The sequence below is a fragment of the Prauserella aidingensis genome, from assembly GCF_024171865.1.
Lineage (GTDB): Bacteria > Actinomycetota > Actinomycetes > Mycobacteriales > Pseudonocardiaceae > Prauserella > Prauserella aidingensis.
On the sequence record NZ_JAMTCN010000001.1, the window covers coordinates 256,900 to 280,066 of the forward strand.

22 protein-coding genes and 1 pseudogene are annotated in these 23,167 nt (G+C 71.2%); 11 read left to right on the plus strand and 12 right to left on the minus strand.

Going from position 1 to position 23,167, the window contains the following annotated elements; all coding sequences use genetic code 11:
* Window positions 1-10 precede the first annotated feature (10 nt).
* Both LY13_RS00895 and LY13_RS00900 read right to left on the minus strand, forming a co-directional pair.
* Entirely contained in the window at window positions 11-904 is an 894-nt protein-coding gene (locus LY13_RS00895; RefSeq protein ID WP_253826180.1) for a S66 peptidase family protein, read from the minus strand.
* A complete protein-coding gene (locus tag LY13_RS00900; protein WP_253826181.1) occupies window positions 901-2,868 on the minus strand; it encodes a S9 family peptidase in 1,968 nt (655 codons plus the stop codon). Before LY13_RS00900 ends, LY13_RS00895 begins: the two co-directional genes overlap by 4 nt.
* Window positions 2,869-2,974: 106 nt before the next feature.
* Between LY13_RS00900 and LY13_RS00905 the strand changes: the two genes are divergently transcribed.
* The 5 genes from LY13_RS00905 (at window position 2,975) to LY13_RS00925 (ending at window position 7,581) form a co-directional block, all read left to right on the plus strand.
* Window positions 2,975-3,553 (plus strand): DUF3090 domain-containing protein, encoded by a 579-nt coding sequence (locus LY13_RS00905; protein WP_253826182.1) that lies wholly within the window; start codon window positions 2,975-2,977, stop codon window positions 3,551-3,553.
* A 6-nt stretch (window positions 3,554-3,559) separates the two neighbouring features.
* Window positions 3,560-4,384, plus strand: a complete 825-nt coding sequence (locus tag LY13_RS00910) for an SCO1664 family protein (protein ID WP_253826183.1) — start codon at window positions 3,560-3,562, stop codon at window positions 4,382-4,384.
* Between the two features lie 167 nt (window positions 4,385-4,551).
* Complete coding sequence (locus tag LY13_RS00915; RefSeq protein ID WP_253826184.1) at window positions 4,552-5,364, plus strand: DUF3097 domain-containing protein; 813 nt, start codon at window positions 4,552-4,554, stop codon at window positions 5,362-5,364.
* Window positions 5,365-5,517: 153 nt separating this feature from the next.
* A complete protein-coding gene (locus tag LY13_RS00920) occupies window positions 5,518-5,949 on the plus strand; it encodes an NfeD family protein (RefSeq protein WP_253826185.1) in 432 nt (143 codons plus the stop codon).
* A gap of 264 nt (window positions 5,950-6,213) precedes the next feature.
* Window positions 6,214-7,581 carry an SPFH domain-containing protein gene (locus tag LY13_RS00925; protein WP_253826376.1) on the plus strand — a complete coding sequence of 456 codons (1,368 nt, stop codon included), beginning with the start codon at window positions 6,214-6,216 and terminating at the stop codon, window positions 7,579-7,581.
* A gap of 99 nt (window positions 7,582-7,680) precedes the next feature.
* On the opposite strand, the gene LY13_RS00930 is transcribed toward LY13_RS00925, so the two are convergent.
* The 4 genes and pseudogenes from LY13_RS00930 to LY13_RS00945 all read right to left on the minus strand — a co-directional run bounded on the left by LY13_RS00930 (window position 7,681) and on the right by LY13_RS00945 (window position 10,831).
* Entirely contained in the window at window positions 7,681-8,403 is a 723-nt protein-coding gene (locus LY13_RS00930) for a hypothetical protein (protein WP_253826186.1), read from the minus strand.
* A 9-nt stretch (window positions 8,404-8,412) separates the two neighbouring features.
* Complete coding sequence (locus tag LY13_RS00935; RefSeq protein ID WP_253826187.1) at window positions 8,413-9,135, minus strand: hypothetical protein; 723 nt, start codon at window positions 9,133-9,135, stop codon at window positions 8,413-8,415.
* A gap of 219 nt (window positions 9,136-9,354) precedes the next feature.
* Window positions 9,355-9,936, minus strand: a complete 582-nt coding sequence (locus LY13_RS00940) for a dihydrofolate reductase family protein (RefSeq protein ID WP_253826188.1) — start codon at window positions 9,934-9,936, stop codon at window positions 9,355-9,357.
* 74 nt (window positions 9,937-10,010) lie between these two features.
* A pseudogene (locus LY13_RS00945) lies at window positions 10,011-10,831 on the minus strand (helix-turn-helix domain-containing protein).
* Window positions 10,832-10,958: 127 nt separating this feature from the next.
* Here LY13_RS00945 and LY13_RS00950 point away from each other — a divergent pair.
* Window positions 10,959-12,299, plus strand: a complete 1,341-nt coding sequence (locus LY13_RS00950) for a tyrosine-type recombinase/integrase (protein ID WP_253826189.1) — start codon at window positions 10,959-10,961, stop codon at window positions 12,297-12,299.
* A 220-nt stretch (window positions 12,300-12,519) separates the two neighbouring features.
* On the opposite strand, the gene LY13_RS00955 is transcribed toward LY13_RS00950, so the two are convergent.
* Window positions 12,520-13,464 carry a LysR family transcriptional regulator gene (locus LY13_RS00955; RefSeq protein ID WP_253826190.1) on the minus strand — a complete coding sequence of 315 codons (945 nt, stop codon included), beginning with the start codon at window positions 13,462-13,464 and terminating at the stop codon, window positions 12,520-12,522.
* 77 nt (window positions 13,465-13,541) lie between these two features.
* Here LY13_RS00955 and LY13_RS00960 point away from each other — a divergent pair, with 77 nt between their 5' ends.
* Together LY13_RS00960 and LY13_RS00965 are read left to right on the plus strand one after the other, a co-directional pair.
* Complete coding sequence (locus LY13_RS00960) at window positions 13,542-14,405, plus strand: alpha/beta hydrolase (protein WP_253826191.1); 864 nt, start codon at window positions 13,542-13,544, stop codon at window positions 14,403-14,405.
* Entirely contained in the window at window positions 14,402-15,847 is a 1,446-nt protein-coding gene (locus LY13_RS00965) for an MFS transporter (protein WP_253826192.1), read from the plus strand. Before LY13_RS00960 ends, LY13_RS00965 begins: the two co-directional genes overlap by 4 nt.
* A 243-nt stretch (window positions 15,848-16,090) precedes the next feature.
* On the opposite strand, the gene LY13_RS00970 is transcribed toward LY13_RS00965, so the two are convergent.
* The 4 genes from LY13_RS00970 to pip all read right to left on the minus strand — a co-directional run bounded on the left by LY13_RS00970 (window position 16,091) and on the right by pip (window position 19,759).
* Window positions 16,091-17,215 carry a response regulator receiver protein gene (locus LY13_RS00970; RefSeq protein WP_253826193.1) on the minus strand — a complete coding sequence of 375 codons (1,125 nt, stop codon included), beginning with the start codon at window positions 17,213-17,215 and terminating at the stop codon, window positions 16,091-16,093.
* 363 nt (window positions 17,216-17,578) lie between these two features.
* On the minus strand, window positions 17,579-17,953 hold the full coding sequence (locus tag LY13_RS00975; RefSeq protein ID WP_253826194.1) for an STAS domain-containing protein: 375 nt from the start codon (window positions 17,951-17,953) through the stop codon (window positions 17,579-17,581).
* A 364-nt stretch (window positions 17,954-18,317) separates the two neighbouring features.
* Window positions 18,318-18,521 (minus strand): cold-shock protein, encoded by a 204-nt coding sequence (locus LY13_RS00980; RefSeq protein ID WP_253826195.1) that lies wholly within the window; start codon window positions 18,519-18,521, stop codon window positions 18,318-18,320.
* A gap of 278 nt (window positions 18,522-18,799) precedes the next feature.
* The gene (gene pip / locus LY13_RS00985; RefSeq protein WP_253826196.1) at window positions 18,800-19,759 is read right to left on the minus strand and encodes a prolyl aminopeptidase; all 960 of its coding nucleotides are present in this window, start codon (window positions 19,757-19,759) and stop codon (window positions 18,800-18,802) included.
* Between the two features lie 228 nt (window positions 19,760-19,987).
* Here pip and LY13_RS00990 point away from each other — a divergent pair, with 228 nt between their 5' ends.
* Together LY13_RS00990 and LY13_RS00995 are read left to right on the plus strand one after the other, a co-directional pair.
* The gene (locus tag LY13_RS00990) at window positions 19,988-20,221 is read left to right on the plus strand and encodes a hypothetical protein (RefSeq protein WP_253826197.1); all 234 of its coding nucleotides are present in this window, start codon (window positions 19,988-19,990) and stop codon (window positions 20,219-20,221) included.
* Between the two features lie 100 nt (window positions 20,222-20,321).
* On the plus strand, window positions 20,322-21,188 hold the full coding sequence (locus LY13_RS00995) for an alpha/beta fold hydrolase (protein ID WP_253826377.1): 867 nt from the start codon (window positions 20,322-20,324) through the stop codon (window positions 21,186-21,188).
* Between the two features lie 71 nt (window positions 21,189-21,259).
* Here LY13_RS00995 and LY13_RS01000 read toward each other — a convergent pair whose 3' ends face one another.
* Window positions 21,260-22,024, minus strand: a complete 765-nt coding sequence (locus LY13_RS01000; protein ID WP_253826198.1) for an SGNH/GDSL hydrolase family protein — start codon at window positions 22,022-22,024, stop codon at window positions 21,260-21,262.
* A 251-nt stretch (window positions 22,025-22,275) separates the two neighbouring features.
* Between LY13_RS01000 and LY13_RS01005 the strand changes: the two genes are divergently transcribed.
* Window positions 22,276-23,034, plus strand: coding sequence for an endonuclease/exonuclease/phosphatase family protein (locus LY13_RS01005; protein ID WP_253826199.1), 759 nt, complete (start codon window positions 22,276-22,278; stop codon window positions 23,032-23,034).
* The last annotated feature ends 133 nt before the right edge of the window (window positions 23,035-23,167 follow it).

Sequence of the window (23,167 nt, forward strand, 5' to 3'; positions counted from 1 at the left end):
GCGACGCGGCTCAGGGATTGATCACGAGGCGGGCGGAGTCGGCGTCCAGCCTCGCCTGCGCCCCGAGCGGAAGGGTCAGGGCGCCCGTGTGGTGGCCGAACCCCAGCTCCCACACCATCGGCACGTCGAGCGGACCGAGACGTTCCATCAGGAGTGCCTCGAGCTCTGCCTGATCGCCGCAGTCGCTCCACGAGCCGAGAGCGATGCCCGCGACGTCGTCGAACCAGCCGGACCGCACCAACTGCGTCAACATCCGGTCGATCCGGTAGAGATCCTCGCCGACGTCCTCGAGCAGGGCGACCGCACCGGCGGCGTGCTGCTGTTCCGGGGTGCCCGCACTCGCGGCCAGCAGGCTGAGGTTGCCGCCCACCGTGCGGCCGGTGGCCGTGCCGCCGACCAGCGTGCGCGCGGCGGGCCCGCGGATCGTGCGCGTGGCGTCCGGGTGGAACAGCGCCTCCCGCAGGCTCTCGGCCGCGACGGCGTCGAAGTGGGTCGAGGCCGGCATCGTGGCGAACACCGTCGGGGCGCCCAGGCGACGGGCGAGTGCGGCGTGCAGGGCCGTGATGTCGCTCGACCCGGCGAACGGCTTCGGCCCCGCGGCCCGGACGGCGTCCCAGTCCACCAGGTCGATCATGCGCTGGGCGCCGTAGCCGCCGCGCGCCGCCACGACCGCGGCGATGTCCTCCCTCGTCCACGCACGGGTGAAGTCGGCCGCACGCTGCTCGTCGGTCCCGGCCAGGTACGGATACCGCGGATGCCGGGCGCGGACACTGTCGAACACCTCGACCCGCAGTCCCCACGCGGTGAGCGCGCCGACCGCCTGGTCCACCAGGTCACCCGAGACGGGGCCGGACGGGGCCACCAGCGCCACGGCGTCGCCCGGCCGCACGGCCCGCGGGCTCACCGGCGCAGCTCCAGCGCGGGCACGCCCGGCGTGTCGAAGCCGAACACCTGCCCGTAGAAGGCCAGTTCCGCCTCGAGCGCGGCGACGATCGTCGCGGCCTTGCGGAAGCCGTGCTGCTCGCCCTCGAACGGCAGGTAGGCGTGCGGGATGCCGCTGCCCTCCAGCGCCTCGGCGAACCGTTCGGCCTGGTCGGGCGGGCAGATCTCGTCGTCGAGGCCCTGCAGCAGCAACACCGGACCGGTGAGGCCGTCGAGGTTGTGCATGGGGGAGCGTGCCCGGAACCGTTCGGCCGTCTCCGGCAGCGGCCCCACGAGCCCATAGACGTACTGCGACTCGAAGTCGTGCACCTCGCCGCCGTCGCCCGTCCACTGCGCCAGGTCGAGGATCGGGAACTTGATCGTCGCGGCTCGGAAGGTGTCGGTCGAGGTCATCGCCGCCGCGGCCGTGAAGCCGCCCGCGCTGCCGCCCCGGATCGCGATCCGCTCGGGGTCGGCCGTGCCCTCCTCGGCGAGGATGCGGGCCACCGCGGCGCAGTCGTCGACGTCGACCACGCCCCAGTGCTCACGCAGCCGTTCCCGGTACGCGCGGCCGTAGCCCACGGACCCGCCGTAGTCGACGGCCACGACGCCGATGCCCCGGCTGGTGAAGTAGGCGAAGTCCAGGTCCAGCGTCGCGTGGTTACGGCCGGTGGGGCCGCCGTGGGCGTGCACCAGGTACGGCGGTCGCTCGTCGTCCGGGCCGACGTGGTCCGGGTGCTGCGGCGGGTAGACGTAGGCGGGCACCTCCTGGCCGTCGGCGGTGCGGAACGTGCGCTCCTGCGGCACCGACAGGTACTCGGCGGGAGGGAGGTCGGGTTGCGGGGTGAGAGGGGTGACCGCCCCGTCGCCGGATCGGACGCGGACGACCGCGTTCTCCGTGCGGGGTCCCGCCGCGATGCCCACGACGTCGTCGCCGTCGACGGCGAGCGTCGGCGACCAGGCCGTCAGCTCCGCGGCGAGCGGCGTCAGCGTGCCCGCCTCGGCGTCGAGGACGGCCAGCCTGCCCGCGGCCAACACCGCATACCGCCCACCGCCGAGCGGCGCCAGCCACCGGGCACCGGTCTTCCACGCGGGCCCGCCCAGTTCCGCCTCGACCGAGGCGAGGGGAGTCGTGCCCGCATCGCCTGCCTCGAGCGGCAACCGGTGCACGTTCCACCATCCCGACGGGTCCGCCAGCCCCAGCAGGCTCCCGTCGGTGTCCCAGGCGAGCTGGCACACCGACACCCCACCGCCGCCCGCCACGACGCGGGGTGGTCCCAGCACGCCGTCGGCGTCGACGTCGGCCACGCACACGGCCGTCTCGTCCCACGGCATCGACGGGTGGTCCCAGCCCAGCCACGCGGCGTGGGCACCGTCCGGCGAGAGGTGCGGGCCGGTGAGGAAGTGGTGGGTGGCGGCCAGGGACCGCACCTCGCCGCCGGGGTCCACGGCGACCAGGTCACGCGCGATGTCGGTGCGGCGGGGACCGGTGACGGTCTCGCGTACCGCCCACACGGCGCCGCCGGGTCCGGGGCGCAGATCCCCGTACCGGACGCCGTGGGGCACGGTGGGCTCCGGGGCCAGGGGCCGCACCGAGCCGGGGGCGCCGTCCGCACCGCCCGACAACCGCAGGGCGTGGATCCGCTGGTCGTCCCAGTGGGTGAACACGAGTGTGCCGTCGACGACCGTCCACGGCCGTCCGCCGTACTCGTGGAGCCGGTTCCGGACGTTCCACGGCGACGGCAGCACGTCCTCGACGCGACCGTCCCCGGCGGCCCGCACGAGAGCGACCCGCCCGCCTTCGGCGGGTCGCGCCTCGGCCCACCACACGCCGGGCGCGTGCTCGTCGTGGACCACGTCCAGCCACTGCGGGGTCACACCCGCCGCGGCGACATCGGACGCGGAGATCGGGGAGGGCCAGGTACCGAACGGAGCGATCGCAGGCATGCGCGCCACCTTAGGGCAGCACGCGGCGCCGGTGGAGTGAAGATCATGCGACGAGTCGCACCCGGACGCGACCCCACACGGAAGTTGGCTTAGGGTCGGAGGTGCCATGGCTCGTGTCATCCACGTCTTCCGCCAGCCCGACCGGTTCGTCGCGGGAACCGTCGGGGAACCCGGCGATCGCACCTTCTACCTGCAGGCCGCCGAGGACACGCGCACCATCAGCGTGACCATCGAGAAGCAGCAGGTGTCCGTGCTCGCCGAACGTCTGAGCTCGCTGCTCGAGGAGATCGCCAGCAGATTCGACGCCGAGGTGCCCGACGAGGCCCCGGACGAGCTGGTCGACAACGAGCCGCTGAGCGTGCCCGTCGAGGAGGAGTTCCGCGTCGGCACCATGGGCCTGGGCTGGGACGCCGAGAGCCAGGCCGTGGTCGTCGAGCTGCTCGCCGTGACCGAGGGCGAGGTGGACGAGACCGTCGTCCTCGACGACACCGAGGAAGGGCCCGACGCCGTGCGGGTGTTCCTGACCCCGCCCGCCGCCCGGGCCTTCGCCGCCCGCGCCGACCGCGTCGTCAGCGCGGGACGCAAACCGTGTCCGCTGTGCGGTGAGCCGCTCGACCCCGAAGGCCACATCTGCCCCCGGCAGAACGGCTACCGGCGCGACTCGGAACTCACCGACGAGAGCTGAGCCGCGGTGGCAGAGGCGCACAGCGAGCCCGGCAGGTCCGTCGATCCGGCGGACCCGGCCGTCGCCGAGCTGATCACCCGCGGCCGGCTCGACGTCCAGGGTCGGGTCGTCGACGCGTCCAACCTGACGCTGTTCGGCACCGTGGAGCTCGACGGGACCTCCGCCGACGTCGTGTACAAGCCCGTGACCGGCGAGCGGCCGCTCTGGGACTTCCCCGACGGCACGTTGGCAGGCCGCGAGGTCGCCACCGCGCTGATCGCCGAGGCGGCCGAGATCGGCAGGGTCCCGCCGACCGTGCTGCGCGACGGGCCGTTCGGCGACGGCATGGTGCAGCTCTGGATCGACGTGACCGAACGCGAACTGGTCGACGTCGTCGCACCCGAGGAGCTGCCCGAGAACTGGCGTGTCGTCCTGCGTGCCGAGGACCAGGAGGGACAGCCGCTCGTGGTCGCGCACGCCGACGACGAGGAGCTGCGGGAACTGGCGATCCTCGACGTCGTCGTCAACAACACCGACCGCAAGGGCGGGCACATCCTGCCGGGACCCGGCGACCGGAGCTACGGCATCGACCACGGCATCTGCCTGCACGCCGACCCGAAACTGCGCACGGTGCTGTGGGGCTGGGCGGGCGAACCGCTGGGCGACGACGTGCTCGACAAGCTGCGCAAACTCCGCTGGGCACTGGACCGCGAACTCGGCGCCACGCTGTCGCAGCACCTGACGCGCGACGAGGTCGCCGCGCTGGCCGTGCGGGTCGACAGGCTGGTCGCGGCCGGTACCTTCCCGGTGCCCAACGGCGAGTGGCGCGCGATTCCCTGGCCGCTGTTCTGACACCGGCCACTGCTGCGCAGACCTCCTCATCCGCCGGGAGACCGCGCCCTCCGCGTGCGACGGCGGACGTCGGCGGGGCCGGTCGTGTCCGATGGCACCCCGTGTCGTGCGATGCGGGGCGTGGCGCTCCCCGCATCACCGGCCCGGGGCCGCTAGGTTTCCGCTTCGTGCGTTCCCATTCCTACGGCGACATCGTGTCCGGCGCCCGCAAGCGCAAGATTCCCGAAGTGCCCGCCGAACCGGGACTGGTCGTGGAAGACCCGGTCAGCGGATTCTGCGGTGCACTCGTCCGGCTCGAACACGGCAACGCGGTCCTCGAGGACCGCAACGGCAAGCACCGGGTGTTCCCGCTGGGCCCGGCGGCGTTCCTGCTCGAGGGCAAGCCCGTGACGCTCGTGCCCGCACGCGCGCCGCAGCCCGCCACGCCGCAGCCCGCGCAGTCGGCGTCCGGGTCGGTGCACGTCGACGGGCTGCGTGCCCGCGTGGCGCGGGACTCGCGCATCTGGGTCGAAGGCAAGCACGACGCCGAGCTCGTCGAACGCATCTGGGGCCACGACCTGCGCGTCGAAGGGGTGGTCGTCGAACCGCTCGACGGCGTCGACGTGCTCTCCGACGCGATCGCCGAGTTCGGCACCGGCCCGGGACGGAGGCTCGGTGTGCTCGTCGACCACCTGGTTCCCGGCAGCAAGGAGTCGCGGATCGTCGAGGGCATCACCGACCCGAACGTGATGATCACGGGCCATCCGTACGTCGACATCTGGGAGGCCGTGAAACCCGACGTGCTCGGGATCGACGCGTGGCCGCGGATCCCGAAGGGCGTCGAGTGGAAACGCGGCGTCTGCGACGCGCTCGGTTGGGGCGAGACCTACGAGGGCTGGCAGCGGGTGCTCGCCGCGGTCGGCAGCTTCCGCGACGTCGAAACGCCCCTCATCGGCGCGGTCGAACGGCTCATCGACTTCGTCACCGAGCCCGTCGACTGACGCGGAGCGGGGCGGGCACACGACACCGGAACGCGCCTCGGTGGGCCGAACGGGTGAGGTGGGTGGCCGCCGGCGAACCCGAGTGAGGTCACACCTCGGTCACGTACTGTGATCCGGTTCATCTCGCCGAGACGGATCTGGGAGCATGTGCGCATGACAGCGGCACTCATCTGGCTCATCATCGGGATCGGCCTGATCGTGGCCGAAGTGCTGTCGGGCGATTTCGTGCTGCTGATGCTCGGCACCGGAGCGCTCGCCGCGGCCGGTGCCGAAGCGATCACCGGCAACATCTACATCGACGTGGCGGTGTTCGCGATCGTCTCGACCGGCATGCTGGGCCTCGTCCGGCCCGCCCTGAAACGCCGTTTCCTGGCCGGTCCCGGCATCAAGACCAACGCCGAAGCGCTGGTGGGAAGTCAGGCCGTCGCGATGTCCGACGTGGACTCGCACGGCGGTCAGGTGAAGCTGGCAGGGGAACCCTGGTCCGCGCGCACCCTGACCGAGGGCGACGTGATCGAGGCCGGAACGCACGTGACCGTCGTCGAGATCCAAGGGGCGACCGCCGTCGTGTCCGCCGCGATCTGACAGCGGCCGCGAACCGGCACCGGTGATCACCCCGGACCGGCCGTCGAGGGAACCGTCGCCGTCCTTCCGCGGTCCACACCACGGGCGGCATCCGCGAAATCCACAGAGGATCGAACAAGCCCTGACCGGGAGTCCACGCGAGAACACGGGGCCGCGCACGGCCCGGTCGCACAGTGAAGGGGAGAGAACCAGGTGGAGACAACAGGACTGATTGTTGTCGCCGTCATCGCGCTACTCGTGATCGTCGTGGTCGCGAAGGCGCTGATGGTGGTGCCGCAGTCGCAATCGGCCGTGATCGAGCGGCTCGGACGGTTCCGGATGGTGGCCGGTCCCGGCCTGAACTTCCTCGTGCCGTTCCTGGACAAGGTGCGCGCGAAGGTCGACCTGCGGGAACAGGTCGTCTCGTTCCCGCCGCAGCCGGTGATCACGCAGGACAACCTGACGGTGTCGATCGACACGGTCGTGTACTTCCAGGTCACCGACTCCCGCGCCGCGGTGTACGAGATCTCCAACTACATCGTCGGTGTCGAGCAGCTGACCACGACGACGCTGCGCAACCTCGTCGGCGGCATGAGCCTCGAGGACGCGCTGACCTCGCGTGACCAGATCAACCAGCAGCTGCGCGGCGTCCTCGACGAGGCGACCGGACGCTGGGGCATCCGCGTCGCGCGGGTCGAGCTGAAGGCCATCGACCCGCCGCCGTCGATTCAGGACTCGATGGAGAAGCAGATGCGCGCCGACCGCGAGAAGCGCGCCATGGTGCTGACCGCCGAGGGTGAACGCGAATCGGCCATCAAGACGGCCGAGGGCCAGAAGCAGAGCCAGATCCTCGCCGCCGAGGGTTCCAAGCAGGCCTCGATCCTGTCCGCGGAGGCCGAGCGGCAGTCGCGGATCCTGCGGGCCCAGGGTGAACGTGCCGCCCGGTACCTGCAGGCACAGGGCCAGGCCAAGGCCATCGAGAAGGTCTTCGCGGCCATCAAGGCCGGTAAGCCGACCCCGGAGGTGCTGGCGTACCAGTACCTGCAGACGCTGCCGCAGATGGCGCAGGGCGACGCGAACAAGGTCTGGATGATTCCGAGCGAGTACGGCCAGGCCCTCGAAGGGTTCGCCCGCAAACTCGGCGCTCCCGGCGAGGACGGCGTGTTCCGGTACGAGCCTCCCAAGGATGACGACACGGAGATGCCGCCGCTGGAGGACGAGGAGGTCGCGTCCTGGTTCGACACCAAGTCGGACCCGAGCGTGGCCGAAGCCGTGCGGGAGGCCGAGAAGGTCGCGCGCCAGGAGGTCGGCCCGCTGCACGGCACGCCGCAGACACCGACGCCGCCGCCCGCGGCGCTGCAGGCACTCGGCGGCGGTGCTCCGTCGCCGGCACAGCCGGAGGCCTCGCCGGAGGAGGACAAGGACGAAGCGCCGGAACTTCCTCCGGTGCCGCCCGCGCAGCCGACATCTCCGCCGGCACCGCCGCAGCAGCAGGCTCCGCAGCAGCAGCCGCCCGCGGGGCCGTACGGCGGTAACCAGGGGCAGCAGCCCCCGCAGGGCGGTCCGACCCCGCCGCCGCAGCCGCCGCAGGGCGGGCAGTACCCGCCGCAGCAGGGTCCGCCGTTCGGCGGACCGCCGCCGCGTCAGCAGTAGGCACAGGCGAGACACGACGAAGGCCGGTTTCCACGTCACCCGTGGGAACCGGCCTTCGTCGCGTTCCGGACCCGCGACGGCCCCGGTCGCGGATACGCGTCAGCGGGGCAGGAGCGGTCCTCCCTGCCAGGTTCCGTGTTCCGACAGCGGCCGGAAGCGCATGAACGTGGATTCGTGGTGGAAATCCCTGCGATGCTGCTCGGCCATCGCCACCGAGTGCGCCCGTCCCTCGGGCACGTCGCTGCGACCGTGCACCATGTCGGTCATCTCGCGGACGCTCCGCCACACGGAGAACGTGGCGAACGTCCGTGGTGGACGGATCGCGGCCGTCGCGAAGGTCGCGCCCGGATGACCCGCGACGAGACGCTCCACGCTCTTTCCCCACCGCAGGAACCGGGGCAGTTCGGGAAGGCTGAGTCGCGCGACTGTCACGGCGACGACCGGTTCGTCGGATTCGGCCGTGCCCGCACGTGGCGGCAGGTCGGGCAACGCCGCGATCTGCCCGTAGCGCCGCAGGAACCGCAGCCGCACGTGCCAACCAGCGGCGAGGCGCCGCCCCAGCCGGTCGTGGCTGAGGAAGCGGTCCAGCGCGGCCTCGCCCTCCCATTCCGCGAACATCGCGATCCTGCCGAGCTGCAGGCGCTCGGGCGAGACGGTGGGTGCACCCAGCCGTATCATCGCCAGGCACTCCGCGTGCCGCAGACCGGGCGTGGTGCGGCCGGACGGTGCCCGGACGAGGCGGCGGGCGGTCGAGGTCGGAGCGAGCTCGGCCAGATGGAAGGTGTGGACCGGACCACCGGCCTGCTCACCGGGTCGCATCATCCAGCGAGCCTACGGTCGGCGCCGGGCCATGCGGTAGTGCAGGGCGAGCACGGGGATCCGCCACAGGTGCAGGGCGTGGTCGGTGCGCAGTACACCTTCGTCGTCGACGAACACCTCGAACCGTTCGTGGAGGGGAATCCGGCGGACCCAGGCGCGTACCTCGTCGTCGGCACGGACGACGAGGTACGCGCCGTCGTCACCGAACCCGCCGAGGGGCGAGACGAGCCGCAGGCCGCCCGTGGTGGAGGCGGCCGGCCGGAGCAGCACCGTCAGACTGCCGTTGGGCAACGGGAACACGACGCGAACACGGGGCTGGTCGCTGCCGGGCAGCGTGACCGTGCCGTACCAGCCGCTGAAGACGGCCTCACCGGTTGCACGCAGCTCGCGCAGCCACGCCGCGCCGTGGCGCTCGCCCGCCGGGCTGTCGACCACCAGCACGCGGCTGTCCACCCCACGGGAGGTGTCCAGGCCGCGCAGGGGCAGGCTCAGCTGGCGCAGTCTTCGGCTGAACAGGGTCGAGAGCGCCCATCCGAACGGCCAGGCCCACGCGGTCCACTGCGACCACAGTTCCAGCCGCCACGCGGCGGTGTGTGCGTAGAAGTCGTCGATGCGGGGATCCACCGCGGCGGGGTCGAATCGGTCGCCCGCGAGTGTCTGCAGCGACGGCAGCAGCCCGTTGTCCGGGGTTTCCGTGACGACGGCGCCGCGGCGCGGGCCTCCCGGTGGATCCACGCAGGCCCGAGGACGTCCGGTTCGTGCCACGGGCCGTCCAGCCAGGGATGCTGTCGCAGGTCCACGAGCCTGCCGGTCCGGCGGACCCAGAACTGCGTGGCGCGGTCGAGCACCCATCCGCCCCGCCGCGGCCGCGGCGGGGCGGATGGGTGCTCGACCGCACGCTCCGGCTTCCGTCACCGGCCGGGGTGGGCGTCTCCGCGTTCCCGTTCGGTCCGGTCACCGGCGCACCCGATACCGCAGGTGCAGCACTCGGTCACCCCGAACCACGGCGTCGAGATCCTCCAGCAGGTGCTGGGTGTCGACCGATCCGAAGTAGCGTTTACCGGAGCCGAGCACGACGGGGGCGACGTCCATGCGCACCTCGTCGACCAGGCCCGCCGCGAACACCTGGCCGCCGACGTCGCCGGCGGCGACGGCCACCGTGCGGTCTCCCGCGAGTTCCTGCGCCGTGGCCATGGCCGCCTCGATGCCGTCGACGAAGTGGAACGGCGCTTCGGCGTCCCAACCCTCGGGGGCCTGCCGGTGCGTCACGATGACCGCGTGGTCGACGCCGCCCGGGGGTGTCGCGCCCCACCCGCCGGTCATGTCGAAGACGTGGCGGCCGAAGACCGACGCCCCGATCTCGTCCCAGAACGGCCGGATGTAGTCGTGCGACGTCCGCGACACCGTCAACGCGCCGCTCTCGTCCAACGGGACGTCGCCGTTGACATACCAGTCGAACAGCGGTCCGGGCCGGTCGTGGGCGTCCGCGACGAAGCCGTCGACCGACACCACGTTGTACATGACCACCTTGCCCACGGGGCTCTCCTTTCCTCCGTCTCGCCGATGTCCCCGAGGCTAGGGGTGGCGTGCGGTGCCGTTCTTGTAAGAATTCAATCGGCGGGCAGCGGCCAGCCGTCCAGCGCGTGGCCGGGGTGTTCGCGCTGGAACCGCCGCCGGGCCTCGACGTAGCGGGTCGGCGTGAGCCCGGTGAACGCGCGGAACTCGTGGCCGAAGTGGGCCTGGTCGAAGTAGCCCGCATCGGCGGCGACGGCGCCCCAGTCGACCGGTTCGGCCGGGTCGATCGGGAACACGCCGGAGAAGAAACGGACGGTGCGGGCCAGCCGTTTCGGCGTGAGGCCGACGAGCGCCTTGAACCGCTGTGCCAGCTGAGTGCTGCTGACGCCGGCCGCCGCCGTCAGGTCACCGATCGCCACCGCACCGCCGGTTGCCGCGACGACGTTGCTCGTGTGGCGGACCAGTCCAGGCCTGCGGTCTCGCACAGCCGCCGCATCAGCTCCTCCTCAAGGAGCGTGAGCATCTCGTGCGGCCCGGGCGCCGTGGCCAGCCGCTCCCGCAGCTCGGTAGTGGCGGCCCGGCCCCACACCTGTTCCACCGTGACCGGCCGGTCCCGCAGCTCGGCCGCGGGCAACGGCAGGAAGGGTGCAGGCCCCCACGGCTTGAAGTGCACGCCGACGGTCCGCGTCCGGAGTGGGTAGCCGAACTCCCACGCGCGGGTGGGCACGGTGACCACGCAGCCGTCGACGTACTCGGCCGCCGAGATGTCGGTGCCGGCGCGGATGCGCAGGTCGTCCCCGAGGTTGAGGACGAGCAGAGCCGACGGACTCGGCGGCAGCATCAGCCGGGCGTACGGCGGCGTGCCCGCCAGGTAGTAGAGGTCGTCGATCAGCCCGTCCAGCGGTGGTCGCGGCACCCGGGACACGTACTCCACCCCGACAGCATCGCCGACCGCCGCCGCGACGGTCCACCCGAGCGACCGCCGGCAGCGGACCGGTCACGAGCCGACCGGCGGGGCCCGTGATGCGCTACGGTCGGTTGCGATGAGTGAGCAGCCGGTTCCCCTCCCGCGGCCTGCGTGTGCCGGGACGGAGCCGTGGGTCGGGACGGAGCCGTGGCCCGGGGCGTCCGACCCGGCCGCGCTGCTGTCGGGAATCGCGGACTGGCTCACCGGGTACGGCAACGTGCAGACCCGCCGGACCTACGCCGAGGGACTCGGACTGCCCGTCACGAGCGACGACGTCGAGGAATGGGTTCGGACCATCACCGCGTCCGCGGCATCACCCGCGTCCACACCGGACGGCGGGGAGCCGCAAGCCGCATTCGCGGGAAGCGGCGGGGCGCCCGGCGCGGACTGGCGTGAGGCGGTCGCGGCCTACGCGGCGGCCCTGCAGCTGAAGCCACCGGCCGCCGACGGCGCGGCGCGGCGTCCGCCACCGGCGCCGCGTGGCCGGCTGCGGACGGTCCACTGGTTCCGCTGGTGCGCCGCGCGCGGACTCGACCCGCTGCGCGCCACCAGCCGCGACGTGAAGGCCTGGCTCGAGGCCGTGGCAGGCGCGGGTGCCGCACCGTCCACACGCGATCGTCTCCTCGCGACCGTCAAGACGCTGTACGCCTACCTGGCCGAGGAGGGCCTGGTCACGGGGAATCCGGCGGCGCTGAGCAGACGCCGACTCGGCCTGACGACGGCGACGACCAGCACGTCGGCCACGGTCACGCTGACCGGACGGCAGGTGCGGGCGCTGCATACCGCGGCCGCGGCGCCGCGCAGGGGAGCGGGTCCGGTGGACACCGCCCGCGCGGCCGCGGTCGTCGCGTTGTTCACCCTCGGCCTGCGGGTGAGCGAACTGTGCGGGCTCGACGAGTCCGACCTCCACGTCACGCGGGGACGGCGGGCCCTGCGGGTGCACGGCAAGGGCGGCAAGACGCGCATCGTGTACCTGAGCGAGCCCGCCGAGGCCGCGCTGACCGAGTACCGCCTCCGCGTCCGGGAGGCCGCCGCCTCCAAGGACAGGGCTTCGACAGGGAAGACGGTGCAGCGAGAGCGCACCGCCCCCACCGGGGAGCGGCCGCTTCTTCGTACCCGCACGGGGAGGCGTTTCCAGCGGCAGGCGATCTGGCAGTTGTTGCGCCGGGTCGCCGCATCGGCCGGTCCGGAACTCGCCGAGGTGGCGGAGGCGATGCATCCGCACGCGCTGCGGCACTTCTACGTCACCACCGCCGTCGAGGCGGGCGCGGACCTCGCCCACGTGCAGGGCGACGTCGGACACAGCAGCATCGACACCACCCGCAAGGTCTACGACCACGCCGCGCCGGACCCCGAGCGCAGCGCCGTCGACCTCGTCGCGGGCACCTGGTTCACCGGCGACGACGGGTCCGAGTAGGCCCTGTACTCCTGAAACTGTCCTGAGCCGCACAGCAGCGGGAAAGCGATGGCCATCGGGTCTGGATGGAGTTCTGTTCTCGTCCCGGGGATCGTCACGGAGTTCCGGTACATCCACGAACTGCAGCCCGCCAGGGATCTCGCACCGCGCGGCCGAGTTCCTCCCGGCGTGCTGGGCGAGGTGCTTGGGCTCGCCGCGATGCCGGAACCGAATCCGGTACTTATGTGTGGCCCGATCGTCGGTCGAGCGCGGTGCCGACGTCGGGACAGCTCCCGCGGACGGTGTCGAGAAAGGCGCCCAGCACTGGGGAGCGGTTCCGATCGACGAAGGACAGGACGAGGTCGGGCAGCGCCGTGCGTGGGGTCACTTCGCAGAACCGGACCCCCGGGCGCGGGGCCGACAGCATGCGGGAGGGCCCGAGGCCCACACCGACCTGGCAAGCGGCCAGGCCGATGATCGTGTGCACGTCCCTGGCAACGGTCGCACCGTCCAGCGCGACTGCGTCCTCGCCCAGTAGCGTACGCAGCCCGGTGGCGATCGCGGGCTCGTCCTCCTCGGCGGCCACGATCAGCGGCTGTCGCCGTAGCTGGTCCACGCTCACGGACGCCTGGCCGGCGTACGGGTGCGCGCTGCCGACGACGGCGGTCAGATGGGCGTGTCCGATCGGGACGGACACCAGATGTTCGACCCCGACGCCCCGTGGTGGTCCGAGCGTGACGGCCACGTCCAGCTCTCCGGCGACGAGGGCCGCAGTGCTGCGACCGGATGCCATCTCGTGCAGCTCCAGCCGTACGTCGGGCCGCTCGCTGCCGAACCGGCCCAGGACGTCCGGCAGCGGCTCGAGCAGTGCCGAGGCGATGAACCCCAGGCGCAGTCGACCCGTCTCGCCGCGCGCCGCCCGGTCAGCGTCGACAACGGCGGCCGCCATGTCCTCCAGTGCCTGCCGCGCTCGGACGAGGAACGCCTCACCTGCGCCGGTCGGGAGTACGCCCTGGCGCGCGCGGTCGAACAGCCGGACCCCGACTTCGCGCTCCAGGTCGGCGATTTGTTTGGACAACGGGGGTTGTGCAATGCCCAGCGCACGGGCCGCCCGACCGAAGTGTCCGTGCTCGGCGAGGGCGAGCGCATACCGGAGATGCCGCGCTTCCATGATCATCCCGTCCATATACTGGAAGTATCACCAACCAGACTTCCATATCTTTCCCTTGATGGGTGCTGTGGTCACCGACTGGGATGGGAGTCATGACGCCATCCCCGAACTCCACGTGCACCGATCTGAACAGCACCGTCTTCGTTCTCGTGCACGGCGCCTGGCACGCCTCGTGGCACTGGGCGGCAACGCAGCGGGTACTCGCCGGTCTGGGTGCCGCGAGCGTGGCCGTTGACCTGCCCGGGCACGGCTTCGACGCTGCCTTGCCCAGCGGGTACCTGCTGGGCGATCGACCCGGTCTGCTGACCGAGAGGTCGCCGCTCGCCGACGTGACGATGGACGACTGTGCCGATGCCGTTCTGGACACGCTGCGCAAGGTCCGCCGCTACCGCCGTGTTGTGCTCGTCGCTCACAGCGCGGGCGGCGGTCCCGCGTCGCTGGCCGCGGAACGCGCGTCCGAGTTGGTCGACCGCATCATCTACGTCTCCGCGTTCGTCCCCGCAGGCCGCCCCCGGTTCTTCGACTACCTCGGCGCCCCCGAGAGCGCCACCACACGGGGGCAGGAACTCAACCTCGGTGACCCCGAGGCGCTGGGCGCCGTACGGATCGACCCGCTCTCACCGGACCCCTCCTACGTCGAGGAGCTGCGGCAGACCCATTACCACGACACACCCGCCGACCGTTTCGACCGCTGGCGCTCCGCGCTGATCCCCGACCTGCCGCTGGCCATCCCGGCGACCCCGATCACACTGACCGCGGCGCGGTGGGGCCGTATCCCGCGTACCTTCCTGCGCTGCGAGGAAGACCGGGCGCAACCGACGGCAGCCCAGGACCTGATGATCGCGGAGGCCGACCGGGACATGCCGGACGAGCCGTTCACCGTCCGCACCCTGCCGGGCAGCCACAGCCCGTTCGCCGCCCGGCCGCGGGAACTCGCCGAGGCCCTGGTCCGATGAACGACCGGCGATTCCTGTTGCCGGTGGTGCTGAGTACGACTTTCGTGCAGCTGCTCAACGTCACGATCGCGCAGGTCGCAGCTCCGGCCATTCGGTCCGGTCTGGACACGGGGCCCGGTGCGGTGCAGCTCGTGCTGGTCGGCTACACCCTGACATACGCGTGTGTACTCGTCACCGCCGCACGGCTGGGCGACAGATACGGTTACCGGCGCCTGTTCGTACTGGGCACAGCGGTGTTCATGGTCGGCTCGATGGCTTCCGCCGCCGCGCCCGGCGCCGGATGGCTGATCGCGGCCCGACTGGTTCAGGGCGCGGGCAGTGGCCTGGTCGCCCCGCAGGTCCTCTCGCTCATCCACACCGGCGTTTCCCCGGAACGTCGGCCACGAGCCCTCGCCCTGTACGGCGCCACTATGGGCGTGGCCTCGCTGGCCGGTCCGCTCGTCGGTGGGCTGCTCATCGGCGCCGACCTCTTCGGTCTCGGCTGGCGCGCGGTCTTCCTGGTCACGCTGCCGGTAACGTTCGTGTCGCTGACAGGGGCCAGGCTGCTGCCTCACACGCCCGGTACGGACGAGCAGCGCGTGGACTGGGTCGGGGCGACGCTGGCCACCACCGGCTTCGGTGCGCTGATTCTGCCGTGTGCGCTGGGCCGGGAGGCAGGCTGGCCCTGGTGGACGTGGGCATCCTTCGCCGTGGCCGCGGCGGCACTCAGCTGCTTCGCCCGCACTCTCCGGAATCGGCAGAACTCCCTGATTCACCCGTCGGTTCTGCGGGACGGGACCGCTCGGCGGGGCGTGCTGCTGGTGTTCGTCTTCAACGCCGGGGTGCCGTCGTTCACGTATCTGCTGTTCCTGCACCTGCAGTCCGCCCTCGGATATTCGGCGCTGTCCGCCGCGCTGGTGTCGGCACCGTTCGCCGCCGCGGCCATCCCGGGCAGCCGCGCAGCCCCGTCCTTCTCCCGTCGCCTGGGTTCGACGGCGTTGACGGTCGCAGCACTGGTTCTGACGGGTATGGCACTGGTGCTCGCGCTGCTCATCGACACCGAGGCCGGACGCGTGGTGGCCCTGCCGGTGCTGGCGGCCGGTGGTGCGGCGTTCGGCCTGTTCACAGCCTCGGTGTTCACGCTGGTGCTGGCGAGTGTGCGGTCCTCCGCGGCGAGTTCGGTGTCCGGGCTGTTGCCCACGGCTCAGCAGCTCGGCGGCACGATCGGGGTGACGGCGGCCGGGATGGCCTATTTCGCGCCGTCCGACGGTGCCGGCGCTGCGTTCGGCCACGCCATGTCCTACGAGGCCGCGATCTTCCTGATCACGGCCTCGCTCGCCCTCCGACTGCGACGGACCGATTCCGGGCCGGATCAGTCCGGGACCGGACCACGTAGGCGCGGATCGAAGTCAGCCCACAGGTCGTCCTCGGGATTGCGCCACCGGTTGCCGCCCACCACGTAGAGCTCGACTGCACAGTCGCTCGAACAATGTCGGTTCATGCCCGAACCACTCTCACTCGCCGTGCGGCGAGACTCGATCGGAAAGGTCACTGCCCGAACGGGCGCCGGGCACACCCGGTCACGGAACTGGTCGCGCGAATGTGCTGGCCCAGCCACCCGGCACGGACGCTGCCCACCATCCGGCTGCGCGCGCGAGCGAGGGCGGAACGTTCAGTGTCGCCCGGTTCTTCCCCAACCCCCAGGGTCAGGAACCGTCTGCGTCCGATGATCCGGCCTCCGGTGCTCCTTCACGGGCGAGGAGTTCCCGCAGCACGTGCTCCCGCAAGGTAACCGGGTCGTCGGTGTGTTCGAGCACCGTCGCGTGCACCCGATGGAGCACGGTGTCCACGGCGGAGCATCGTTCGTCGGCGTCGGCCGCGCGGGCGCGTAGGCGTTCCGCGTCGGCGCGGACCTCGGCCAGTTCGGCGCGCACGCCGTCGATGTCCTGTTCGGCCCGCCGCTGTTCGGCGGTGACCTCGTCGAGCCGGCGGGCGAGTTCCTGCTCCCGCCGCGACGCCTCGGCCTGCGCCTCGCGGGCGTCGTCGAGCTGAGTGGTCGCCGCCGTCAGCCTTTCGGTGAGGCTCTGTTCCAGGTCACGGCTGCGGGTGCGGTGTTCCTCGAGCGCGGCCTGCGCGGTGTCGCGCTCGCCGGTGCGCTGTGCCAACTGCCCGCGCAGCTGGTCGAGGCGTTCGGTGAGTTCGTCGACCCGAGCCCGGGTCACCTTGTTCTGGTCCTCGGCGGTGCGTGCCCGCTCGGCTGTCGCCTCCGCCGTGGCCTCGGCGCGCGCCTGCGCGAGCGCGGCCGCCTCGGCGGCGGAGGTGGCCTGCTGCGCGGTGTCCTGCGCCTCGTCGGCGTCCGCTCGTGCCCGATCGGCCTCGGCGATCGCCTCGTCCCGGAGCCGCTGCGCCTCGGCGGCGCGTTCCTCGGCTTCGGCCTGCGCTTGCCGGGCCTGTTCGGCGGCCGCGTCGGCCTCGTCGGCCCGGGTGGCCGCGGCGGTCAGCTCCTCCTGCATGCGTGCCGTGACGTCTTCGAGCGCGCTGCCGAGCGTCTGCAGCGGTTCGAGGGCCTGCCGGGAAGCCTCGGCGAACGTGTCGGTCGCGTCGCGTAGTGCCGTCGGGGGATCGGTGTCACCGAGCGCGGTGCGGAGCGCGTGTTCTGCGGCCGCCAGTTGCTTGCACGTCTTGTTGTCGGGCCATCGGCGATCGGGGCAGAACTCGTAGGGCCGTCCGCCACGGGGACCCGGCGGCGGTAGCGGCTGCCTGCAATGCCGGAAGCCGCATCGGGCCGCCTGCGGGTCCGTCACGTGCACCGTCACACTCTCCGCGCTCATGCGCCCATCCTAGTAGTGGATTATAGATCCTGTAACTTGGGTTATGGATACGAAAACTACAACATCGGACAGCTACGGAAGATATATTTTGTAGCTGAGTGATCTGACAGTCCGCGACCGCTCGGTCACGGGCCTGCGCGGGTGGTGATGAGCCGCATCAACGCCCCACGGGAGCGATGTGGCCGCGCTACCAGTGGGGCGCGGCCACAGGCACGGAAGCGCGACGCCGGCAGCGCGGCCGTACCGGGGTTCGCTGACGCCGTGCGGTACGGAGCGCAGGGGCCGAGTCCTACGGCCGGCTGCCGGAGATGCGAGCCCGAGTCGAGTTGGAGCGGTCCTTCGGCCTCGACATCGACGTCCTGATCACGCCATCGCCAACGGAGTGTCCGACTGCGGTGGCGGGCGCGTGGTGATGGCGAACGCGGCGCGGGGGCGATGCGCCGCCGGGAGTGCGCTGACACCGGCCGCTTGCAACATGCCGTGCAGGTGGGGTGCCGCGTTGACGATGTGGAAGGCGATGTGCCGGTGGGCCGCGTAGGTGTGTGCGGCGCTCAGGAGATCAAGCCCGGCGGCGTCGATGGTCGTGGTCCGGGCAAGGTCCACCAGGGTTTCGGGTGGTCCCGTCAGCACATGCGGCCAGAGTCGCTCGGCCAGCAGGGCGACGTTCGCATCGGCGAGGTCGCTCTCCACCGCGAAGACGGCGGACACGGTCGTGGTCAGGTTGTCGTCGGCCCGCACGGGGCCTCCAATGCATGTCGAAGGATCCCGCGGCCTCGGCGCAACTCGGGGGTTGCCGCTGCGGGCCTGCGGGAAGAAGGAGGGCTCCGGGAGCCGCCGCGCGGGAAACGCGTTCGGCTCGACCGGGAAACAGGAACTGGGAATTGCGGCAGGCTATGGCCGGCCGTCTCGCGGGTGCGCGCCCGGTGGTGGGCAGCGTCGTCGCGGCGACGGGCATGCTGCTGGACTCGATCGGCTCGTGGACCGGTTCGGCTCCGCTCGCCTCACCGGCACGGCGTGGTGGCGGACGCGGGAACTGCTCCGGATGACACCGCCGTACCCGGCCCGCACGCGGGGTGCGGGCCGGGAGGAACTCAGCGGAGTCTCAGGCCGCGCGCACGACGTCGGCCTGCGGGCCCTTGGGGCCCTGGCTGACGTCGTAGGTGACCTTCTGGTTCTCCTCGAGGGTCCGGAAACCGGACGCGTCGATGGCCGAGTAGTGCACGAACACGTCCGGGCCGCCCTCGTCCGGGGCGATGAAGCCGAAGCCCTTTTCCGAGTTGAACCACTTCACGGTTCCGTTGATCATGACTGTCTCCTTCGGGAGCTGAGGTATGACGGGCAACCACACCGCGTGGAGGCCCGGGCCGGCGATCTCAGACGGCGGCTTACTCCAGCTACAACCAAAGAAAGAAGCTCGCCCGCATCAACATCCTGCGAGCATGCACAAAACACGAACCCAGAAAACTACGACCACTGACCACACTACACGCTTCGCACGTCGCCTGCACCCGGAGTGCACCGGCGAACGCGCAAGGCGGACGCCGTCGCACTCGAACCCCTCCGGCGCTCGCGCCGCGCGGCGGATCAGTCGCGCGCGAACGTGTCGGTGGCCGCCAGCAGGACGTCGAGCGTGCCCGGTTCGTCGAAGGCGTGGCCTGCGTCGGGCACGACGGTCAGTTCCGAGTCGGGCCAGGCCCGGTGCAGGTCCCACGCGCTGACGGGCGGAGTGACCACGTCGTAGCGGCCCTGCGCGATGACACCGGGAATGCCGGTCAGGCGGTGGACCTCGCGCAGCAACTGCCCGTCCTCGACGAAGCAGCCGTTGCGGAAGTAGTGCACCTCGATCCGCGCGAGCGCGGCGGCGTGCTCGGGATCGGTGAAGCCGGCGATGAACTCGCTGTTCGGTCGCAGGTAGGCCGTGTCCGCCTCCCACTGTGCCCAGGCGACGGCGGCCGCGCTTCGGACCGACTCGTCCGGATCGGACAACAGCCGGTGGTAGGCCTCGATCGGGTCGTCACGTTCGTCGTGGGGGACGGGTTCCAGGAGCTTCTCGAACCGGTCGGGGAACAGGAACGCGGAGCCGCCGCGGAAGTTCCAGTCGAGTTCCTTGCGGCGCGCCGTGAACACGCCGCGCAACACCAGTTCGGTGACGCGGTCGGGGTGCGTTTCCGCGTATGCCAGCGCCAGTGTGCTGCCCCACGAACCGCCGAACACCTGCCATCGATCGATGCCGAGGTGATTACGCAGTCGTTCCATGTCGTCGACGAGGTGCCAGGTCGTGTTGGCGGTCAGGTCGGCGTCGATCCGCCCGGCGTTGGGCGTGCTGCGGCCGGCACCGCGTTGGTCGAACAGCACGACCCGGTAGCGCTCCGGGTCGAACAGGCGTCGATGACCGGGCCTGCACCCCGATCCGGGGCCGCCGTGGAGGAACACGACGGGCTTGCCCACGGGGTTGCCGCATTCCTCCCAGTAGAGCTCGTGCCCTCCACCGACGGGCAGCATTCCCGTGGTGTGCGGCTCGATCTGCGGATACAACTCGCGCATCACATCTCCAGACGGGGTGGCAAGGGCATCGAAGCGGGCGCTCGACACTCGAAGAATCACGGGAGCATCGCCCGCATCCGACACCACCGGCGGACCTGCGATCAAGAGCCAGGGAGCACGATCCACTTCGCGACCCGGCCGCGGGCAGGTTGTCCACCACACGGGAACTCCCGACGTTCTGGTCAACCTGGGTTGACCAGAACGATGTGGTCAACGTAGGTTGACTCCATGGATGAGGCATTGACCGCGCTTGTCGCCGACGCCGACGACCCTGATCCGTTGACCGCACTGCGAGCTGCGGCCGAGCTCCGTCGCGAGCTCGACCGGAGGGAAGCGGTGGCTGTGCGGCGAGCCCGTGTCCAGGGCGCGCTCTGGACGGATATCGCCGGTGCTCTCGGGGTGTCCAAACAGGCCGTCCACAAGAAGTACGGCGGCAATCGGCTACTGCCCGGGAACCGCTGACCTCACCACACCCGTGCGGAGAAGGGAACTCGTTGCTATGCACAGCGCAAATGCTCCTCAACTCGGGGACACTCCCCGGCTGATCGAGGTCGACGGACGGATGCTGTGCACCCAGATCCGCGGTCGGGGTCCCACCGTCGTGTTGGACGGCGGTGGCACTGGTCAAGGTGTCGGTGGCGGCTGGGGCAGGGAATTCGAAGACGGGTTGGCCAGCATGGCCACGGTCGTGACATACGACCGGAGCGGCGTGGGCCACTCTGACGGCTGCCAGGCACGCACGATCGCTCAGATGGCCGACGACCTGCACGAACTCGTCCACGCGACCGGGGTCGTACTGCCGGCGGTGTTCGTCGGCTGGTCCTACGGCGGACTAGTGACGGCGATGCACGCCCTTCGGCATCCCGGCGACGTGGCCGGTCTGGTGTTCGTCGACCCCACTCCGGCCGCACCCGTACCGATGCCGGCCGCACTCCGACTACCGCTGCAGTTCCTCGGCGTGACGCAACTTCGGGCCATGGCGTCCGCCTCGGCGGCAGGTTTGTTCGGCACCGCCTTCGGACAACGACTGATCCACCGCAGCGTCACCAGAACGTCCGGCACGGAGCCGAGTCGGGAGATGCTGGAGCTCGCCACGAGCTTCTACACCACACCGCGTGCGATCAGAGAGCTCTCCCGGATGTTGGCCCGCATGGACACGCACCTGCGCGAAGTGCACCAGGCCATGACAGCACGCGGCGCCTGTTTCCCGGACGTACCCACCACGGTGCTCGCCGCCGCGATACGGCCGGAGCGCATACCGGCGAAGCATCGCCGGCACCTCGACGCCGACCATCGGCAGCTGGCCGAGCTCGCCCCCAACGGCCGGGTCGTCCTCGCTGAGGACGCCACCCATCAGCTACCTCTCGAACAGCCACAACTCGTCCTGCAGCACATTGCGGAAACCATCGCAAGCCCGGAGCACGAATAGGCACGAACCCGGGGAGTACCTACGCACGGGTCCCGCTGCGACAGCGTCGAGACCCACCGGTGGACCGGACCTCAGCGGGGTGTGACCGGCTCCGGGGTCGGCCGTTTCGGGGTGACGCCGTCGCCGGAGGACGTGCCGGTCAGTCGCCGGTGGATCCAGGGCACGACGTGGGTGCGCACCCACCGGAGGTTCTCGTTGCGCCGCCGGGCCGGGGTGTCGGCAGGGGCGGGCGGCAGGTCGGCGGGCCGCAGCGTGTGGCGTGCGCCGAGGGTGTCGAGCACGGCGGTGGCGACCGTCCGGTGCCCGTCGGGACCGAGGTGGATGCGGTCGTCGGACCACATGCGACGGTCCCGCAGCGCGCGCATCGCCCACATGTCCACGACGTGCGCGCCGTGGTGTGCCGCGATGAGCCGGACGTGCTCGTTGTAGACCGCGGTGCGGCCCCGCATCTTCCGGAACACGGGATCGGCCACCCCGTCGACGCCGGTGAACAGCACGATCGTCGCACCGGTGGCGGCGAGTTTGCCGATCGCCTCGTCGTAGGCCTCGGCCAGGCCGTCGATGTCGGGCCGGGGCCGCATCAGGTCGTTACCGCCCGCGTAGAGCGTCACCAGGTCCGGGTGCAGCGCCAGTGCGGGCTCGAGCTGTTCGGCGACGACCTGGTGAAGCAACCGGCCGCGCACCGCGAGGTTGGCGTAACCGAGGGACGGGTTCGCCGCGGCGAGTGACTCGGCGACGAGATCGGCCCACCCGCGGACGCCGTTCGGGTAGTCGGGGTCGTCGTCACCGACCCCTTCGGTGAACGAATCTCCCAGTGCGACGAACCGCTCGAACATGCCCCCGACTCTAGCCAGCGGGTACCTGTGACCGGGCACGCACCGGCCGACAGCCGCCTACCGGCGCAGGTTCCCGGCGCCCGGATGTGACCGTACCGTCCGTATCGGCGTCGAGGTCGCAGGCCTCGGCCGCCACAGCCGGCCGTCGCCCGCGGCGACGTCGACGCCGCCACAACCGAACAGCGAGCACGAACAGCGACACAACCGACGGTCACCTGGTGGCCGAGCAGGAAACCTGGGGGGTTTTCGTCATGATGAGGAAACGAGTGAAACTCGGCGTCGTGGCGCTGAGCGCGGTCTTCGGAGCGACGCTCGCTCCGGCGGCCGCGGCGGCACCGGCCACGGCGCAGGTGGATCCGCGGATCACGATCGGTACGCACAACACGCTCCGCGGCGCCGCCGACTACAACAACTTCGCCGGCATCATCGGCTGGCAGGAGGTCAAGGGCCAACGGTCCAAGGACAAGCTGCGGCGTCAGCTGCCCGACAACTACCGGCATTACTTCGCCACGGGCCCGAACTCGGCCGGTTCGCACCAGGTGCCCATCTCGTGGCGCAACCACCGATTCGAGAAGCTGGCCTCGGGCTACCAGCGGACCCACCCGGGCGAAGCCAACGTCACGCCCGCACGCTTCGTGACGTGGGTGAAGCTGAAGCTGCGTGGTACGAACAAGAAGGTCATCGTGGTGAACACGCACCTCATCTCCGGCGCGTGGTCGAAGCATCCGGAGCGGCGGGAGCGGTGGTACACGCACATGCGCAAGCTGCGCAGCAAGGTCCGGACGCTGCACGCCAACCACCCGAACGCACGACTGTTCGTGGTCGGCGACTTCAACCGCCGAAAGGCGCTGCCGATGCCCTCGCCGCTGAAGTACACGCCGATCAAGGGCGTGCGGGGCGTGCGGCTCGACCACATGTACGCGCCGACGAACGTGCAGCACTCCCTGGCGCTGCAGCGTCCGAAGTGGGGTTCGGACCACCACGCCTACAAGATGCGGGTCCGGCTGTAATCACGAACGAAGACCGGTGTCGGCACCGATGACGGGCGCCGGGCTCGCACGCGAGCCCGGCGCCGTTTCGTCCGTGGCCGTTTCGTCCGTGGTCGTTTCGTGCGTGGCCGTGGTGTCACCGCCGCAGCCGCAT